The 16,427-nt window shown below is 43.3% G+C and carries 17 protein-coding genes; 7 read left to right on the top strand and 10 right to left on the bottom strand.

Going from position 1 to position 16,427, the window contains the following annotated elements; genetic code table 11:
• Positions 1 to 265: 265 nt before the first annotated feature.
• The 5 genes from QXL29_02145 to QXL29_02125 form a co-directional block, all read right to left on the bottom strand.
• The gene (locus tag QXL29_02145; GenBank protein ID MEM2283392.1) at positions 266 to 733 is read right to left on the bottom strand and encodes an aminoacyl-tRNA deacylase; all 468 of its coding nucleotides are present in this window, start codon (positions 731 to 733) and stop codon (positions 266 to 268) included.
• A gap of 438 nt (positions 734 to 1,171) precedes the next feature.
• Positions 1,172 to 1,939 carry an ABC transporter permease gene (locus QXL29_02140; protein MEM2283391.1) on the bottom strand — a complete coding sequence of 256 codons (768 nt, stop codon included), beginning with the start codon at positions 1,937 to 1,939 and terminating at the stop codon, positions 1,172 to 1,174.
• A complete protein-coding gene (locus tag QXL29_02135) occupies positions 1,939 to 2,922 on the bottom strand; it encodes an ATP-binding cassette domain-containing protein (GenBank protein MEM2283390.1) in 984 nt (327 codons plus the stop codon). Before QXL29_02135 ends, QXL29_02140 begins: the two co-directional genes overlap by 1 nt.
• On the bottom strand, positions 2,919 to 3,395 hold the full coding sequence (locus QXL29_02130) for a PadR family transcriptional regulator (protein MEM2283389.1): 477 nt from the start codon (positions 3,393 to 3,395) through the stop codon (positions 2,919 to 2,921). Before QXL29_02130 ends, QXL29_02135 begins: the two co-directional genes overlap by 4 nt.
• A 117-nt stretch (positions 3,396 to 3,512) precedes the next feature.
• Entirely contained in the window at positions 3,513 to 4,958 is a 1,446-nt protein-coding gene (locus QXL29_02125) for a CoA-binding protein (GenBank protein MEM2283388.1), read from the bottom strand.
• 302 nt (positions 4,959 to 5,260) lie between these two features.
• Between QXL29_02125 and QXL29_02120 the strand changes: the two genes are divergently transcribed.
• Complete coding sequence (locus QXL29_02120) at positions 5,261 to 6,328, top strand: mRNA surveillance protein Pelota (GenBank protein MEM2283387.1); 1,068 nt, start codon at positions 5,261 to 5,263, stop codon at positions 6,326 to 6,328.
• A 60-nt stretch (positions 6,329 to 6,388) separates the two neighbouring features.
• Here QXL29_02120 and QXL29_02115 read toward each other — a convergent pair whose 3' ends face one another.
• Both QXL29_02115 and QXL29_02110 read right to left on the bottom strand, forming a co-directional pair.
• Positions 6,389 to 7,129, bottom strand: a complete 741-nt coding sequence (locus QXL29_02115) for a 5-formyltetrahydrofolate cyclo-ligase (GenBank protein MEM2283386.1) — start codon at positions 7,127 to 7,129, stop codon at positions 6,389 to 6,391.
• Positions 7,098 to 8,462, bottom strand: a complete 1,365-nt coding sequence (locus tag QXL29_02110; protein ID MEM2283385.1) for an NfeD family protein — start codon at positions 8,460 to 8,462, stop codon at positions 7,098 to 7,100. The genes QXL29_02115 and QXL29_02110 overlap by 32 nt, the downstream gene beginning before the upstream one ends.
• A gap of 181 nt (positions 8,463 to 8,643) precedes the next feature.
• Between QXL29_02110 and pyrF the strand changes: the two genes are divergently transcribed.
• Genes pyrF through QXL29_02095 form a run of 3 tightly spaced genes read left to right on the top strand, consistent with a single transcriptional unit; the run spans position 8,644 to position 10,417 of the window.
• The gene (gene pyrF / locus QXL29_02105; GenBank protein MEM2283384.1) at positions 8,644 to 9,324 is read left to right on the top strand and encodes an orotidine-5'-phosphate decarboxylase; all 681 of its coding nucleotides are present in this window, start codon (positions 8,644 to 8,646) and stop codon (positions 9,322 to 9,324) included.
• Complete coding sequence (gene pyrE, locus QXL29_02100; GenBank protein MEM2283383.1) at positions 9,312 to 9,905, top strand: orotate phosphoribosyltransferase; 594 nt, start codon at positions 9,312 to 9,314, stop codon at positions 9,903 to 9,905. Before pyrF ends, pyrE begins: the two co-directional genes overlap by 13 nt.
• A gap of 56 nt (positions 9,906 to 9,961) precedes the next feature.
• Positions 9,962 to 10,417 carry a histidine phosphatase family protein gene (locus QXL29_02095; GenBank protein MEM2283382.1) on the top strand — a complete coding sequence of 152 codons (456 nt, stop codon included), beginning with the start codon at positions 9,962 to 9,964 and terminating at the stop codon, positions 10,415 to 10,417.
• 39 nt (positions 10,418 to 10,456) lie between these two features.
• Here QXL29_02095 and QXL29_02090 read toward each other — a convergent pair whose 3' ends face one another.
• The 3 genes from QXL29_02090 to QXL29_02080 form a co-directional block, all read right to left on the bottom strand.
• Positions 10,457 to 11,320, bottom strand: a complete 864-nt coding sequence (locus tag QXL29_02090) for an SPFH domain-containing protein (GenBank protein ID MEM2283381.1) — start codon at positions 11,318 to 11,320, stop codon at positions 10,457 to 10,459.
• Positions 11,321 to 11,427: 107 nt separating this feature from the next.
• On the bottom strand, positions 11,428 to 11,589 hold the full coding sequence (locus QXL29_02085; protein MEM2283380.1) for a hypothetical protein: 162 nt from the start codon (positions 11,587 to 11,589) through the stop codon (positions 11,428 to 11,430).
• Between the two features lie 219 nt (positions 11,590 to 11,808).
• Complete coding sequence (locus QXL29_02080) at positions 11,809 to 12,837, bottom strand: ATP-binding protein (protein MEM2283379.1); 1,029 nt, start codon at positions 12,835 to 12,837, stop codon at positions 11,809 to 11,811.
• 138 nt (positions 12,838 to 12,975) lie between these two features.
• Between QXL29_02080 and QXL29_02075 the strand changes: the two genes are divergently transcribed.
• Genes QXL29_02075 through QXL29_02065 form a run of 3 tightly spaced genes read left to right on the top strand, consistent with a single transcriptional unit; the run spans position 12,976 to position 16,423 of the window.
• The gene (locus QXL29_02075) at positions 12,976 to 13,122 is read left to right on the top strand and encodes a hypothetical protein (protein MEM2283378.1); all 147 of its coding nucleotides are present in this window, start codon (positions 12,976 to 12,978) and stop codon (positions 13,120 to 13,122) included.
• Between the two features lie 35 nt (positions 13,123 to 13,157).
• The gene (locus QXL29_02070) at positions 13,158 to 15,518 is read left to right on the top strand and encodes a molybdopterin cofactor-binding domain-containing protein (GenBank protein MEM2283377.1); all 2,361 of its coding nucleotides are present in this window, start codon (positions 13,158 to 13,160) and stop codon (positions 15,516 to 15,518) included.
• Positions 15,515 to 16,423 (top strand): xanthine dehydrogenase family protein subunit M, encoded by a 909-nt coding sequence (locus QXL29_02065; protein MEM2283376.1) that lies wholly within the window; start codon positions 15,515 to 15,517, stop codon positions 16,421 to 16,423. The genes QXL29_02070 and QXL29_02065 overlap by 4 nt, the downstream gene beginning before the upstream one ends.
• Positions 16,424 to 16,427: the final 4 nt, after the last annotated feature.

Below are 16,427 nucleotides of genomic sequence, written 5' to 3'. Positions count from 1 at the left end.
AGTCTCCTTAAATTAAGTTAGGGATGTTTTCTTCTTGATGTTTGTTTGGTCTGCCTATATGTTTTGGGGATCATCTACGTTTTCTTAAACACACCCCTGCTTCGTCGTAATGAGATGAGTGAACTGCTGGCAACCGCTGGAGACGCGCTCTCGCAGGCGGGGCGAGAGAAGAATAAGCCGTTGAGAAGTAGAGGGCTGGGAGGCCAGACACGAAAAACATGAAAGCCAACGAATAGCCATCCACCGAGAAACAGCTACTACCAGCCTACTCAGTAATATCTCTAACTAAGGCTTTAGTGAGTCTGATTAAGTCTTTTGTCTCTATCTCTACTAGGGCATGAGTACTGCCGCCCCCGCCCACCACTCTTTCATGTTCTAACACACTCTTATCTACGTACGTCGTTATTCCGTGCCCAACGGGTGGTAAAGCCCCGACAGCATATCCAGTTATCTTCTCTACTTCTCTAGCTTTAGCCATCCTTACCCTACTGCCGATGATTATAGAGAGTCTGTTTAGATCTAGCTTTTTATTACCGGGTATGATCGCTATGAACGGCTCGTTCTTCTCACTAACTACTACTAAAGTCTTAATTATCTTCTCAGGACCTACACCTAACTGCTTAGCAGCAGCCTCTACAGTCATAGTATGCTCAGAAAACTCGTAGAAATGATGCCATACACCCGAATCTTCAAGAAACTTTCTTAAAAATTCATGACCTCGTCGTTGATGCACTTCAGCATTACCTCACTACATATAATAAGGATAAGGAACTACTTAAGCCTGCTCTTAATTCCCTCAACTAGTTAGGGCTGTACATAGGGTTTGGGTTTCATGTTGTTTGATATCGACCCTTGGCTTCACTGACCTCAGGCCCCCTTTCATTGGAGGTCTTATCATTGGTCTCCACCCGTTCAGGGTAACCCCACCCACAGCTCACCCTCATCGGGTTCATTGCTGTGGGGAAACCCCCACATACTGGCTTTAGATACCCCACCTACTCGAGTCTTCACTACACACCCACATCGTGAGCAAGCTCAACCCACAATAAAGCAACCTACATCAACTCATTACAAACCTTTACAAAACCCAAAACAGTTGCACTAGGCACTAGTCTCTATGGTAACAGTATAAAGGAAATAAGGAAAACGTTATTAGTAAATCAAGAATGAGTCAATCCTCAATTGTTGTTTTACTGTATACTCTAACAGCTAGTAAGACCAGTACGGAAGTCAGTAGACTCAACACCCCAACATCAATTAGAGGATCAAATCTAGAAGTATTAGTCAGCCAGTATCTCATGCCGTCTACCGCGTACGTCATTGGATTAACGTAAGCTATCACTTTCATCCATTCAGGGAGATTATCTATTGGGTAGAAAACACCGCTCATAAAGAGAAGTGGCATAGTTATTAAATTTACTATCATTTGGAACCCTTCACTACTTGATAGCTTTAAAGAAAGCATTATCCCAAAAGATGTGAAACCCATAGAGAGTAATAACCCGTAGCAGAAGGCCGGGAGAGCACCCATTAAATTAATTTGGGGGGCTATGAAATACATCAAGACTAGTATTATAATTCCCTGTGAGACCGTAACTAGGGAGTCCCCGAAAGCTCTGCCAAGTATCACTTCTGCCCTAGAAACAGGCGCTACGAGAGTCTCCTTAAGGAAACCGAATTGCTTATCCCATATCACGGAGACTCCACTAATGAAAGACCCCATCATTATCGTCATAGCTACCATGCCTGATGCTAAGTAAGTAAGGTAGTCTAGACCGCCAAATATTGTTTTAGCGCCAGGGAAGTTAAACACGTTGCTCCAGCCGAGACCAAAGAAAACTAGCCACATGACTGGGTTGACTATAGACATAAGTACTCTAGACCTAGCATTAATGAATCTCTTCAACTGCCTGTAAGTCATTGTCAAGAACCCATTCATTACTGCCACCTCCTAATACCTCGCGGAACTACTTGATGCGTCTCATCTAACGAATCTCTCAATTCCTTACCTGTTAAGTGTATAAAGACTTCATTAAGTGTTGGTCTCCTATAACTAACCTCAACTATCTTGAGGTTCATTTTATTGGCTACATCAAAAATCTCAGGAATTGCGGAAGCAGCATCCTTAACCACTAGCTCCAGCACACCATCCTGAATTTTACTGCACCTATCTATGATGCGAGACTCAAGACACGACACTCTACTACCGTCCATGAACTTAACATACACTACATCAGAGCCTAGAATCGATTTAAGTTCTTCAGCAGTTCCCTCAGCTATTATTTTTCCTTTATCCATTATAGAGATCCTATCACACAGCTCTTCAGCTTCATCCATGTAGTGAGTTGTCATTATTATAGTAATGTTTTTCTCTTTCTTGATGCTCACTATATAATCCCATATCTTGGCTCTAGTCTGAGGGTCTAGACCTATTGTGGGTTCATCAAGAAAGAGAATCTCTGGCTCCTGAAGTAGCGACCTAGCTATTTCTAGCCTCCTCCTCATACCTCCTGAGAAGTTCTTTACCTGTTTGTAAGCAAACTCGCTTAAGTCAACAAATTCAAGTAGCTCAAAGATTCTCTTCTTCAAGGACTCTCCACTCAGTCCATAAAGTCTCCCATGTACGTACATATTATCATACGCTGTTAGCTGATTATCTAAGCTAGGGTCTTGAAACACAATCCCTATCTTCCTCCTCACCTTATCTGGTTCTCTAAGCACGTCATATCCAGCCACGTAAACTCTGCCTGATGTCGGTCTAAGAAGCGTCGTCAGTATGTGAATAGTCGTGGTTTTCCCAGCACCGTTAGGTCCTAACAACCCATATATCTCTCCTCTCTTCACGACGAAAGATATATTATTTACTGCTATGACGTCCTTGAAACGTTTAACTAGCTCCTCAACCTCTACTACCTCACTCACTCTGAAACACCCCTAGACGTCACTAATATCTCGAGAACTCTTGCTTCGAACTCTGTTATTGCTTTTCTGAGCTCCAGTAATTCTGCGTCATTAAGTCTCCCAGCATTCAGTATTATCTCTTTAACAAGATCAAGAAGCTTATCACAGCCTGCTAATCTGAACTTCTTGAAAGACTCAGCAAGTTTTAAGGCTTTCTTAAGATCACTCTCATGCAATTCTAAATACTTGAGACCCTCTTCACTCAGTTTATACACTTTCGTTTCTTTGCTTTCAGTTGATAAAGTCTCTACACTTACTAGCCCATCACGAATTGAGCTCTTCAGAATAGGATATATAACTCCGGTGCTTGGCCTAACACCAATCAAGTCTTCAAGTGATTTAATTAATCCATACACGTGTTTAGGCTGATCTTTCAGAACATAAAGAGTTATTAGCTTCATATAACCTCTAAACATACTTCTTCTCGGGAACATTCTATCTACCTATATATCTATAGATATATAGTTATTTAAGCTTTTCTAAATCTTCTAGTACGTAATTTGTGCTGACGCTCGAAAACCTTATCTTAAGTTAATTTATTCCAGCACCCACTACGAAAGTTGTCTTTTCCTGAGATTCTCTATGTATTCGCTAAATGTCCCTACAGTTTTTAGCCAGCTACCGTAATCTACTAAAGCCTTAACTGCTTTAGCAGCTCTCTCAGGCGAGAGGTACATCGGTATTCCCATTGACTCAGCTTCAGCAGAGTATTTTACTGTGTAGGAGCCTCCTGTAGCTACTCCTACTATAGGTATCGGATACTGAAGAGTGTCGTTAATTTCATTAACTAGTTTCACGAATTCTGGATTTAGCTTGTCTGTGATGCCTGGCACGATGTAGTACGGTAACCAGAGTATTATGTCTACTTCACCAGACTTCATTAGTATTTCTGCGGCCTGGATTAAGTGTTCGTCTCTTGCTGAGCCGGTCACGTCCACAGGATTATAGGGGGAAGCTATAGGTAGCAAGACTCTCCTCAACTTCTCAACAGTCTTGTCACTAAGCTTAGGTACTTGAAGTCCTAAATCAGATAACGCGTCAGTAGCCATCACTCCGGAACCCCCACCCACAGTTAAGACAGCAACCCTAGGACCGTGTGATGGTGGTTGGAGAGCTAGAGCTAAAGCCATGTCAAAAAGTTCTTCCATTCCGTAAGCTCTTAAGACTCCTGCCTGCTTAAAAGCGGCGTCATATACCTTGTCTTGACCCGCGAGAGCCCCCGTATGCGATGAAGCAGCTCTAGCCCCGGCTTCAGTCCTGCCCGACTTAAGAATAATTACAGGCTTAACTGGAGTAGTGTCTTTTAACGCCTTAAAGAAAGACTTGCCATCCTCAACACCCTCAATATACATTGTTATTACTCTCGTATCAGGGTCTTTCTTAAGATACTCTAGGAGGTCGTCATCGTCTACGTCTGCCTTATTACCGTAGCTGACAAACTTACTTATTCCAAGGCCTCTCAGTGCTGCCCAATCTAATACTGCTGACCCGAAAGCTCCTGACTGAGAGACAAATGCTATATGCCCGTGTGGTGGGAAGCCCTGCCTAGTCTTAGGCAGAAACAGAGTGTTCATCCCAGATTTAGGGACGTAAACCCCAACACAGTTTGGACCTATCAACCTCATCCCGTACTTCCTCACAACATCAACCAACTTCTTCTCTCTCTCAACACCCTCATGCCCGACTTCTTTAAAACCTCCTGATATCACTATAAGTCCCTTAACTCCTGCTTCTCCAGCGTCAACAGCTACTTCAGGAACTTTCTCAGCAGGAACCGAGATAACTGCCACGTCAACTCTGTCTGGTATTGCCTTAATTGACGGGTAGGCTTTAAAACCTAGGATCTCATCAGCTGCTGGATTGACTGGATAGAGCCTACCCTTATAGAACTCAGCTAAGTTTCTAAGAAGCTCATAACCTACCTTACCAGGAGTTTTAGACGCACCAACTACAGCAACGCTTTCAGGAAAGAAGAAGTAATCAAGGTTGTTATCCATTATGCGCACCCCATACTTAATATATAGATCCTCTTATAAGCGATTGCCTGCGCCCTTCCTTTTCACATATTGCTTGAGTGTTTTGACTCTGAACACTAGTACCTCCTTCATACTTTCTATTCGGCCCTAACTAATTCATAGGATACGGTCTTCAGAACTCTTAAGTCAGCTGGAAATCCCGCTCTTCAGTGTGAGGCTCACCTATCCTTTAAAGGAGAGAGGAGGTTAGCTATGTAGTCGCTGAAGCTTAATTCGTTGCTTAATATAGTCTTAAACCGAATAAATTTGGTGTCATGTAATCGTTGAAAATAATTGACAAAGACTTGAGGAAGGGTTGGGTTAAGGTCAGGATAGAAGATGTTGATGACTTATGGATACTGAAAAACATCATTAAAGCAGGAGATGTCGTAGTCTCTAAGACTTTAAGAGACGTGAAAGTTGATGGTGAGGGTAAGAGGAGACTGCCCATGACCCTAGCTATTAAGGTCGAGAAGCTTTATTTTCAACCGTTCGCTAGCAGGTTAAGAATACATGGAATTATAGTCGAGGGCCCTGAAGAATATGGGTTAAGAGGCTCTCACCACACGTTGAACGTTGATGTAGGGAGTGAAATAACTTTATTTAAAGAATCAATAAGTCAGGCGTTGCTGAGGAGATTAGAGTCTCTTTCAAATAGGAGGAGATTTAGAGCGTTACTAGTAGCCGCTGATTTTGATGAGGTTTCTTTAGCTATTCTCTACGATCAGGGAATAAGATTCTTAAATGATTTAACACTCCCCGGTATAAGGAGTGATGATGAGTCATCTATTGAGAGCATGGCTACTCTAATCGCTGAGGAAGTAGTTAGGTATTTAGAGTCTGAGAAAATAGATTTCCTGATAGTAGGCTCCCCCACAGTTCTCAGAGAAGCTTTAACTAAAGAACTTAAAACACGAATTAGGGGCAAACTAAAGATATTTACAGACTCTGTCTCTATAGGTGGTAGAGCAGGGATACAAGAACTACTCAAGAGAGATTCTGTGAAAGGCTTACTTCAAGAGTTCGTGATTGTTGAAGGTGAAGAAATACTAGAAAAATTCCTGAAACTACTTATGTCAGACCCTGAAAGGATAGCATATGGTTTAAGAGACGTTGAGTTCGCGGCACTAAGCAACGCTGTAGACATTCTACTCGTAAGTGAAGACTTACTTACTTCTGACGAATACGAACGCATAGAGAAGATCTTTAACGTAGTTGAAGAGAAAGGAGGTAGTGTCAGGATAATTCCAGCAGAGTCCCCACTAGCCCTTAAGTTAAAGGGGTTTGGAGGGGTTATAGCTCTCTTGAGGTTCGCACTCCCGAGAAGTGAAGACCTCATAAAACAAGATTAAGGAAGTACTTAAAGAGTTTCGGAGAGTGTAGCTAGATGACCCTCAATACGGGATAGCTTCTCAGCAACCTCCCTGTTTCAGCAACATTCCTAGTACGGGTATTTTCACTAACTTATCTTTTTCTAAGTACTCCCAGAGAATTCCTTTAGGCCTTACTTTAGGTCCTCTAGCCCGCATACTTTTAGTGGGTGTCACTATCCAGTCGACTGTGAAGTCCCACGGCTCCAGCGGTATTCTATACGTGATTACCTGAATGTCGTGAACTGTCGTCATTATCGGGGTCTCAGGAGAGATTCTCTTGCATTCTATGAGAATCCCGTACTCGAGTTCCGAGTATCCCTCACCCTTACCTAATCTCCCGCCAAACACGTCAACGACAACAGACCCAGCCACAATTAAGTCTATTCTTGGCAGGTTTTGCAGGTCTACGCGTTCACCATACTTGAAAGCTCCCTGTATAGTTGATGCTACCCCGTACATGTTTTCAGGTATTTTGTCAGGGTCTAACAGTAGGAAGCCCTCTGATATCCTTGGTGTTGGCATTACGACTTTCACGTGTGTGCGAAGCATTAACTCACGTACAGCTCTTTGAGGTGCATCAGGATTTACCTTAACTACTTTGACTGCCTTAGTTAAGTCGTGTTTAAGCAGGTTTAACGCAGACTGCTCAGCGCCCACGAAGTTCGGTATTCTGCCATGTACCGGTCTCGGAAATCTAGCTATGTTAGTTGCTTCCATTAAATCCCATATCCTCCTCCTCAATTCTTCTCTAGCTTTCTTGTAGTTTAGCTCTTGATTCATTAGTGGACTCACCAATTTTGGAAACATAGAGTGTCAGGCCCTTAACATCAGTTACTCTAACCTTAGTTCCAGGCTCTATTACTTCATCAACAGAGTATGCTGTCCAGTCTTCACCCAGCACGTAAACCACGCCCGGAGTCTCACGCGTTAATCTAGTCTTACTTACTCCGACTTCACCAACTAGTTTTTCACGGAGTGTCTTGGTCTTAAGTCTTCTTGCTTTTCCAGCCTCGTAACCTATGTAAATCATTAATCCTCCCAACATTGCGAAGCCTGTAGCAACAGCTAGTGGTAATGTAGACGGGATTCCGAAAGACTCGCTAGTTATTATTTCGTAAACTCCAACAAACATGAGTATAAGTCCGGTTATACCGAAAGCTCCAAATCCTGGGGTCAGTATCTCTATGAGAAGGAGAATAAGTCCTAGTACAAGTAGTGAGAGGGCGAAGAAACTCACGGGGACTACTGACATAGCGTATAGCGAGATTAGAATTAAAATAACACCAGCGATTGCATACCCCTGAAAACCTGCTTGAACGAACTCAACGAATATTAGGGCTATGCCTACCATGAGAGCTATTGAGCTCACTATAGGTGCTGAGAATACAGATATTAGGTGGTTCCAGGCAGTATAGCCAACTACTACTAGCTCGTCAAGTCCTAACCGCTGCTTTACTTCTTCTAAGCTATTAGCTGGCTCGGCAAAACCTAGTGCTACTGCTTCAGCAGCGCTCAAAACTCTATTCTTAGTTACGAATTCCTCAGCAACTCTTACTAACGTTTCGTTACCTTTAAAAGCTATAATAGCTAGAGACCTAAACCTGGCCGCAACATAATTGACAGTTTTCTCGTCTGAGGGACTTGGCTGCGCAGCACCTATAGTTGATGCTTCACCCATGAAGACTCTTCTACCTAACAAAGCTATTAAAGACCCTGCGGAAGCAGCTTTACCTCCTGGAGGTATATAAACGTATGTTGTTACTCCAGACTCCATAACTATCTTTATTATAGAGTCGGCTGCCGCTAAGTACCCCCCATAACTGTCTATATACAGTATCAATATGGAAGACCTGCTGACAGCCTCGCTCACCGCGCGAGAAACAACCTCGACTGCACCCCCATCAATAGTTGATGTCAATTCAGCAACAACACCCACTTTACCCTGCGGCAAAGCTATAGAAGTTGTCGTGGAAATTATAATGAGCCCTACAAACAGAACAGACCAAAGAACTAAGCTATACTTTAAAGTAATGCTCGTCATAGTCCCAAATAAGATAGCTTCAGCAACATATATATTTGAGAGACCTAATACAGAACTAGAATCTCGCCTCATAACATCCTGCCTGCTCCACCCGCCTAGCGATAGATTAAGGAAAGTCTTCAGCTTGCTATTCTAGCCTGTCTGTAGAGCCTTCACTTCCTCCTAGACTCAAGATTATCAATGTTGATTTAAGTAGTGTCGTTACGAGCGGCTAAAAGCTTATTAGCTTTTCTGTAGTTTTTTAAGTGGGCATTTGAGTAAAGTAGTAGTAGCGTTAGACCCTCCACCGAGGGTGGAGCTCGAGAGCTGGGTTAAAGAACGTGTTGATTGCTTAGAGGAGTTGGTTTCCTCGTTTAAGGTAGGGCTTCCGTTAGTATTAAGAACTGGAGTAAGCAAGTTGAGAGACCTATTTAGTGCGAGCAGTAAGCCTCTGATAGCAGACCTTAAGCTAGCCGACATAGGAGATATCATGTCTTACGTAGTTGAGGTCCTAGCGGATGCAGACGTAGATGCAGTGATATCTCACGCTTTTGTTGGTAAGTATGGAGCGCTAGACTCTCTCGTCAGAAAATCTGAGGAATTAGGGATTAAGCCGATATTAGTGGTTTCTATGAGTCATCCGGGTTCAACAGAGTTTATTGATAAACACTTGAGTGAGTTTGTTAGCATGGCTTTGGAACTACGTGTCTGGGGTGTTGTGGCACCAGCTACTAGGAGAGAAGTAATTAGTAAGGTCAGAGAATTAGCTGGTAGCGAATTAAGAATACTCTCGCCAGGTGTTGGTGCTCAGGGCGCCGAACCAGGTAGTGCAATATGTTCTGGTGCCGACTACGAGATAGTAGGGCGGGCTGTGACTAGTTCCTCAAACCCTAAGGAGACTCTCAAGAAGATTATTTACGAGCAGGAAAAGAGGGTTAGAGAATGCAGGAGTTAATTCACGAACTATACAAAGCAGGTGTTGTTAAGATAGGGTCTTTCGTCTTAAGCTCTGGAATAACGTCACCATTTTATATAGACATGAGGAGGATATACAGCTATCCTAAAATAATGAAGCTGATAATATATGAGGTGACTAAGAAAGTTGATTTATCACAATACGATGTCTTAGTAGGTGTAGCGACTTCAGGAGTGGCTCTAGCAGCTTTCGTGGCTGCTGTCACTAATAAGCCCATGGCTTACGTCAGGCTCGAGAAAAAAGATCACGGGACGCTTAGTCAGGTTGAAGGAGAGGTAGAGGGTAAGTCCTCACTCATAGTTGACGACGTGGCCACAACAGGTGACTCAATAATAAAAACATATGAGATACTGCGAAACTCGGGGGCTATTCCTACAGGGGCTCTAGTCGTGGTAGATAGAGAGCAAGGAGCTGAAGATAGGGTAAGAGCTCTCGGGATGAGATATCATTACGTGATGACGGCACGCCAGCTCTTCAACGTCTTAAAGAATGACGGGTTACTTAACGGGACAACGTATGAGGAGATAATAAAGTATTTAGAAGCTTTTAGAAAGAAATAAAAGTTAAGAGAGCTCTTGAAAAGTTCTGAGGGCAGGCACTCGTGTTAATCGCTCTAATGCGTCACGGCGAAGCCGAGCCTAAAAAGCCTGGAGTCTCAGATGACGAGAGGTCTCTTACTCAAGATGGACGTCTTCAAGTAATTAAGGTGGCTAGTGTTCTTGGTCTAAAGCCTAGATACGTTGTTTCCAGCCCTCTTAAGAGAGCTTTAGAAACTGCTGAGATAGTGGCCGGGATTCTGGGAGTTAGTGAGGTCCTTCAAAGGGATGAGTTACTGCCTGAGTATTTTAGTTTAGATAATCTCAGACATTTACTTAACTCAATGAGTCTCGACAACAAGGACGTTGTTATGCTAGTCGGTCACTCACCAAGCCTTGAAGAAGTTATTCAAGAATTATTAGGCGGTTTTAGAATTTACTTAAGCCCAGGCGCTCTAGCATGTCTTGAGGTCAGGTATCCTGATCTAAGTAATTCTTCTCTGAAGCTCTACTTGAGGCCAGAACTTATTAAATGAGAAGACTAATAATCTAAAAATGAATTATTCTTTTCAACGCTATTCTTTCCCTAAAAACTCACTAACTCTGGTTAAGAACTTGCTTACCTCCATTGGTATCAGTATCTTTGAAGACGGCGCAACAGCTATCTTCTCAAGAGTTTCGTAATACTTGAGGAGTAGTGTGTTATGAGTTAATTGCCTAGCAGCTTCCTCAATCTCTAGTAGGGCTCTCCTCTTTCCTTCGGCTTCAAGTATTGCTGCCTGCATATCGCCTTCTGCTTTCTTGATTCTCGACTCTCTATAGCCTTCAGCTTCAAGTATTGCTGACTGCTTCTTGCCCTCAGCCTCAAGTATCATAGCTCTCTTAGTCCTTTCGGCAGCCATCTGCTTAATCATCGCTTCCTGAACCTCACTCGGCGGCTTTATTTCCTTGATTTCCACGGAAGTTATCTTTATTCCCCACCTGTCAGTCACCTCATCTAGTTTAGCTCTGAGTGTTTGATTTATGTAGTCTCTACGTGCTAAGACATCATCTAACAGCAAGTCCCCTACTATCGCCCTGAGCGTAGTTACTGCTATACCTGTAGACGCCATGACGAAGTTCTGAACTGATTTAACCGCAAGTTCTGGGTCGAAAACCTTCATGTATATTAGTAAATCTATATTCACGGGCGCGTTATCCTTAGTAATACAGGTCTGAGGAGGTATATCAAGAACCATCTCTCTTAAATCAATCCAAGTACCTGAGTCTATTATGGGCACCAGAAACACTAGCCCAGGACCCTTAATACCTATTATCTTTCCTAATCTGAAAACGACGAGCCTTTTATACTCAGGCACTATCTTTAAATGCGTCAATATAATAACGAGGACGACAACCACAAATAAGCCTAAAACTATGAGAGTCACTATATCAGGCAATTAAATCACCTACTAGCTTACTTTATCCGGCCTTATAAATTCTCCTATCTCAGACGTTTTAGGCCTGCTGAGCTTGTCTATGCTGTGTACTCTTAAGTCCTGAGGCTTTAAGATCCTTGAAACAGTTTTGATGTTTTCCTTGTTTCATACGTTAAGTTCTTAAATAAACACTTATCAAGCCTCAACAATCTACAGACATACGCGCCATCAGGGTAAGCGGCTGTTTCCGGCTCCCCAGACATCTTAGTGTCCCTAATGAGGTCAGGCATAAGCCAGCGGATAAATTGTGTGGAGCTTAATGCCTTAATAAACTGATTAGCAACCCGCGTTTCCAAGACTCGCGGACTACTACAGTGAGGAACTCAGAAAAACTGTGACAAGCTATTTTAGATGACTCGCGAAGCCTAAAGCAGTAGACAAGGAATGATCAGAGAGAAGAAACACTTAGTAGCTCGTGATGGAGGGAATTCATAAAGTTGCGAGACTAACTATGGTCTTAATTTTTTAGAAGCTTCTCTATAGACTGGGTCTTGGAATTCGTAGTTCTTTACTATGCTTAAACGTTCTAGTTTCGTCACGATTCTAGTTAGTGTTGCTTTAGGTATAGTAACACCATAATTTTCTGTTACGTGTTTGCGCACACTACTCCACGTTCTGTGTCCGCTTGCTATGGCTTTAAGTACTGCTCTCTCCCTATAGTTTAGCTTGGTTAGTTCCTCACGCGCGAGCTCTACGGCTATATTCTTCAGGGTTTCTATGTCTCTGTATCCGTCAACGTATTTTCTACCGAAAAACACGAGCCACCCAACTATTCCGTCAAAGAACTCAACAGCTTGATCGATTACTTCCGCAGGTGGTTCAACACCTTCCTCTCTAAACCCTCTCTCAAGAAATTCTCTTGACTCTTTCTCGCTGAATCTATCAATGTGTATTTCGTAGATATACCTCCCATACAGCGGTGACCCGGGATTCTCACACCCTAGGAAATCACGTAACATGCCAATCTCAGACCCTGCTACTATGAATGATATGTTTTCTAGGTTGTCGTACCCGTAAGCTAGTAGGTTTCTTAATTCAGCAGAGAGAGGGGGCTTAACCGATTGTACTTCATCTAAAGCGACGACAAATCTTTTCTTTTTCTTGTTAATCTCACTTAATAGTCCAGCAAGACTTACTGAGTCACTACCTCTCCACTTAATCTCTACTGAGAAGCCAGCTACACTAACTCCTCTGATACCTTCCACGAATTTTCTGACTTTTCTTAAAGAACTACTTATAGAGTCTGTCACCTTGACTTCCAAATCAGCTCTCCTAACGACACCTCTTAAATCAACGTAGATCCCGTACACCTCGTTGAGAAAAGTCTTTAAAACGCTAGTCTTCCCAATACGCTTAATCCCTAGGAGCGCGACTATAGGATAGCCGCGGTCAATAGCTCTATGCAACTCACTTAATTCTCTAGTTCTATCAAACAAATCTTTCCTACTATACTTAGGCTGTAGGTCGAATAGCTTCATGGTTCCGCACCGAAACTTAGTTTCGTACCGGAACTAATAAATCTCACAAGACCTAATCATCAGTATGAGCCTTCAATGACTTAAGTTTAGTATGGGAAAACAGTTTCTGTGTGTTAAGTTTTTAAGGTTTTTGCGTTGGTGTGGGAGTGCCTGAGAAGTGTTGAGAGCGGTCTCTCGAGCTTCCTAGAGAGACCGTATGTGAGTCTCGTGCTGTCAGGCTTGAAGGGTGTCCGTGACCTGGAACTCTGTGTTCTGTTTGGAGGGTGTCACGTCGATAAAGCTTAATTACCCGTGTTCATTAAGGTCTTGGGATGATTAAATTGAGTGCTAAGGTTTCCTTTATTAATTCAAAGACTCTGAGGAAGGATGCCTTAGTCAAGGTTAAGGGTCTTCTTAAATTCACTAATGATTTAGAGGTTCCTGGAATGCTTATAGGCAGGATAGTTAGGAGCCCCTATGCTTTCGCGGACATTAAGAGTTTTGACGTTAGCGAGGCTGTGAGGCTAGGTGCTGTCGTCATAACTCCGGATGACGTTCCTCAGAAGCCTTTCAACCCTAGACTTGTTAGCATAAATGAAGTTACTTTTAAAGATCACTACGTCCTCACTAAGAAGCCCAGGTATCTCGGCGACCCTATAGCCGCTGTTGCCGCACCGACTGAGGAGCTAGCTCAGAAGGCTGCTGAGTCAATCAGATTTGAGGTTGAGAGGGTTTACGAACCGGTGTTAGACCCGTTTAAAGCCATGAGTGCTGAAAGCCCGCCAATTCACGAGAAGATAATGAAAGGTGATGAGTGGATTAAGGTAGAGAATAATATAGCTGCTACCTTAAACTACGTTGAAGGAGACGTTGATAAGGCTTTTAAGGAAGCTGACATCGTGATAGAGAGATTCTTTAAGACAGGTAAGAGATACCACATGCAGCTAGAGCCGAAAGCGGTTTTATGCGTTCCTGAAGCTGATGGAAAGATAACAATATACACGACAACGCAAACAATACATAACACGAGAATACTTATCCATCAGATATTCGGGATCCCCTTAAGTAAGATAAACGTAGTTAAGGTCCCGATAGGCGGTAGTTTCGGGTCGAGTATACAGACGAATGTTCTCGTCCCCATAGCTGTAGCGTTATGTCTTAAAGCTGGAAAGCCTGTGAAGCTCGCTTACACTAGAGAGGAAGACATGCTCGACCATTCTAACTTTACTTTCCACTTCAGAATAAAAGTCGGTGCTAAGAAAGATGGGACGTTAGTTGGTGCTGAGTTTGAGAATATACTTGATGTAGGTGCTCACCAAATCCAGCCATATCCCCTGCTAGGGACTTCACTAGGTTGGTTCGTTTCTCTGTATAAGTGGAAGAACATAAGGTACATAGGTAAGGCAGTCTACACGAATAAAGTGCCTGGATGCGCTTTAAGAGGTTATGGAGCTCCTGAAGTGACTTGGGCTGTTGAGGTCATTATGGATGAGTTAGCTGAGAAGCTAGGTATAGACCCAATTGATTTGAGGTTAAAGAATTATGTAGGATTAGGAGACGTCTTCTGGGGTCAGGGACCTACTGTCAGGTCTGTAATAAAGTCTGACGGCGTCCCAGAACTGCTGGCTAAGGGTAAAGAATTAATCGGTTGGGAGAGTAGAGGAAGACCTGAAGACAAGAAAGGGAGGTTTAGGAGAGGGATAGGTGTTGGCAGAGGATTCCATACTTCCGGCGCAGGAGGACCTATATCAGGTGAAGTAATCGACTACTCCGGCGCTGTTCTGAGATTAAATGAAGACGGAACACTAGAGTATATAACAGCCCTCCAAGACCATGGTGGAGGAACTCTCGACGCGCACGTCAAGATCATAGCTGAAGAACTTGGTGTCCCTCCAGAGTCAATAAGTCTTGCTACAGCTACTACAGAGAATACTCCCTACGACGTGTGTACACATGCGTCAAGAGGTACTTACGTCGGCGGTGAGGCTGCTAGGAGAGCGGCACAGTTAGTTAAGCAGAAGATATTTGAATACGCAACTAGGTTACTGAATAAAGTCGTTAATCCGGAGGCCTTAAAGATAAGATATGATGAGGAGATGAAACAGACGATTATTTATGTGGAGGGTTCTCCAGACGTTAAGATAACTCTCAAGGATCTGGCGAGGACTGCCTGGCAAAGGAATTGGGGTACTATAGCTGCTGTAGTTTCTTATAGGGCCACGTCAGCTCCTCCGAGCTTCACAGTCTATTATGTTGAGGTAGAGGTCGATACCTGGACAGGTAAGGTAAGACCTGTTAGGGTAGTTGCTGGAGCAGACGTAGGCACGCCTATAAACAGAGACCTTGTTGAGGGTCAGCTGCACGGAGGGTTTGCCATGGCTTGGGGTATGGCCTTCATTGAGGATACTCCTTACAACCCGGAGACCGGCGAGTTACTTAGTAGGGGTCTCATAACAGATTATAAGATTCCTACAGCTCAAGACATTCCATATGTTGAGGACTTTAAGGTAATATTAGCCAACACGTACGAGCCTACGGGACCTTTTGGAGCTAAAGGCTTGGGTGAGGCGGCGATGAATCCCGCCGTAGGAGCTATAGCAAACGCCGTCTATAACGCTGTGGGAGTGAGGATTTATGAGTTGCCAATGACTCCAGACAAGTTACTAAAGGCTATTAAAGAGAAGGGAGGTGGTGGGTTATGAGTCGTGAGGTAAGGCCAGTCCCAATCACTCTGAGAAACACTAAGATAATACCTTTTGAGTTTCAGTATTTTGAGCCAGAAAGTCTTGAGGAAGCCCTCCAGCTACTAAAAACCTACGGTAATGAAGCGAGGATTCTTGCTGGAGGGACTGATCTTCTAGTTAAGATGAAGGTCCGAGCTATTGAACCCAAATACATAATTAATATTAAGCGCATCAAGGAGTTAAGGTACATAAAAACAGATAAGGACTCAATACGTATAGGAGCTTTGACTACGTGGCGCGACCTAGAAAAGTCTGACTCAGTGAGAGAGGAAGTGCCCGCGTTGTACGATGCTGTTAAGTCTATGGGTAGTGTACAGATTAGGAATATGGCTACTGTTGGTGGTAATTTGTGTAATGCTTCTCCTGCTGCTGACTCAGCACCACCACTCCTAGTACACGAAGCAAAAATAAAACTAACAAGCATAGAAGGAACAAGAGAAATACCAATAACAGAATTCTTCACAGGACCTGGAACGACAGTCATGAAGCCTTACGAACTACTCCACGAGATCATAATACCTAGGAAGAGGGGGAAGTCATCCTTCATTAAGGTAAGCAGAGTAGCTATGGATTTAGCTATAGCTAGTGCGGCAACGTACGTTGAGGTAGAAGATAATATGATAAAAGACGTCAAGATAGCTCTAGGTTCAGTAGCTCCTCGCCCCGTCAGGGCTAAGAGATGTGAGGCGGCATTAATCGGTAGGAGAGTTGATGAAGAGATCTTGAGAGAAGCAGCTAGTTTAGTAGTTGGTGAGATTAGTCCTATAGATGATGTGAGGGGGAGTGCCTGGTATAGGAGAGAAGTCTCGAAGGTTTTGGTTTACGACTCACTCATTAAGTCATTAGAGAGGGTGAGGAGGTGACTTA

The sequence above is a fragment of the Zestosphaera sp. genome (assembly GCA_038843015.1).
Taxonomy (GTDB): domain Archaea; phylum Thermoproteota; class Thermoprotei_A; order Sulfolobales; family NBVN01; genus Zestomicrobium.
This window is presented reverse-complemented; position numbering and strand designations above follow the sequence as displayed.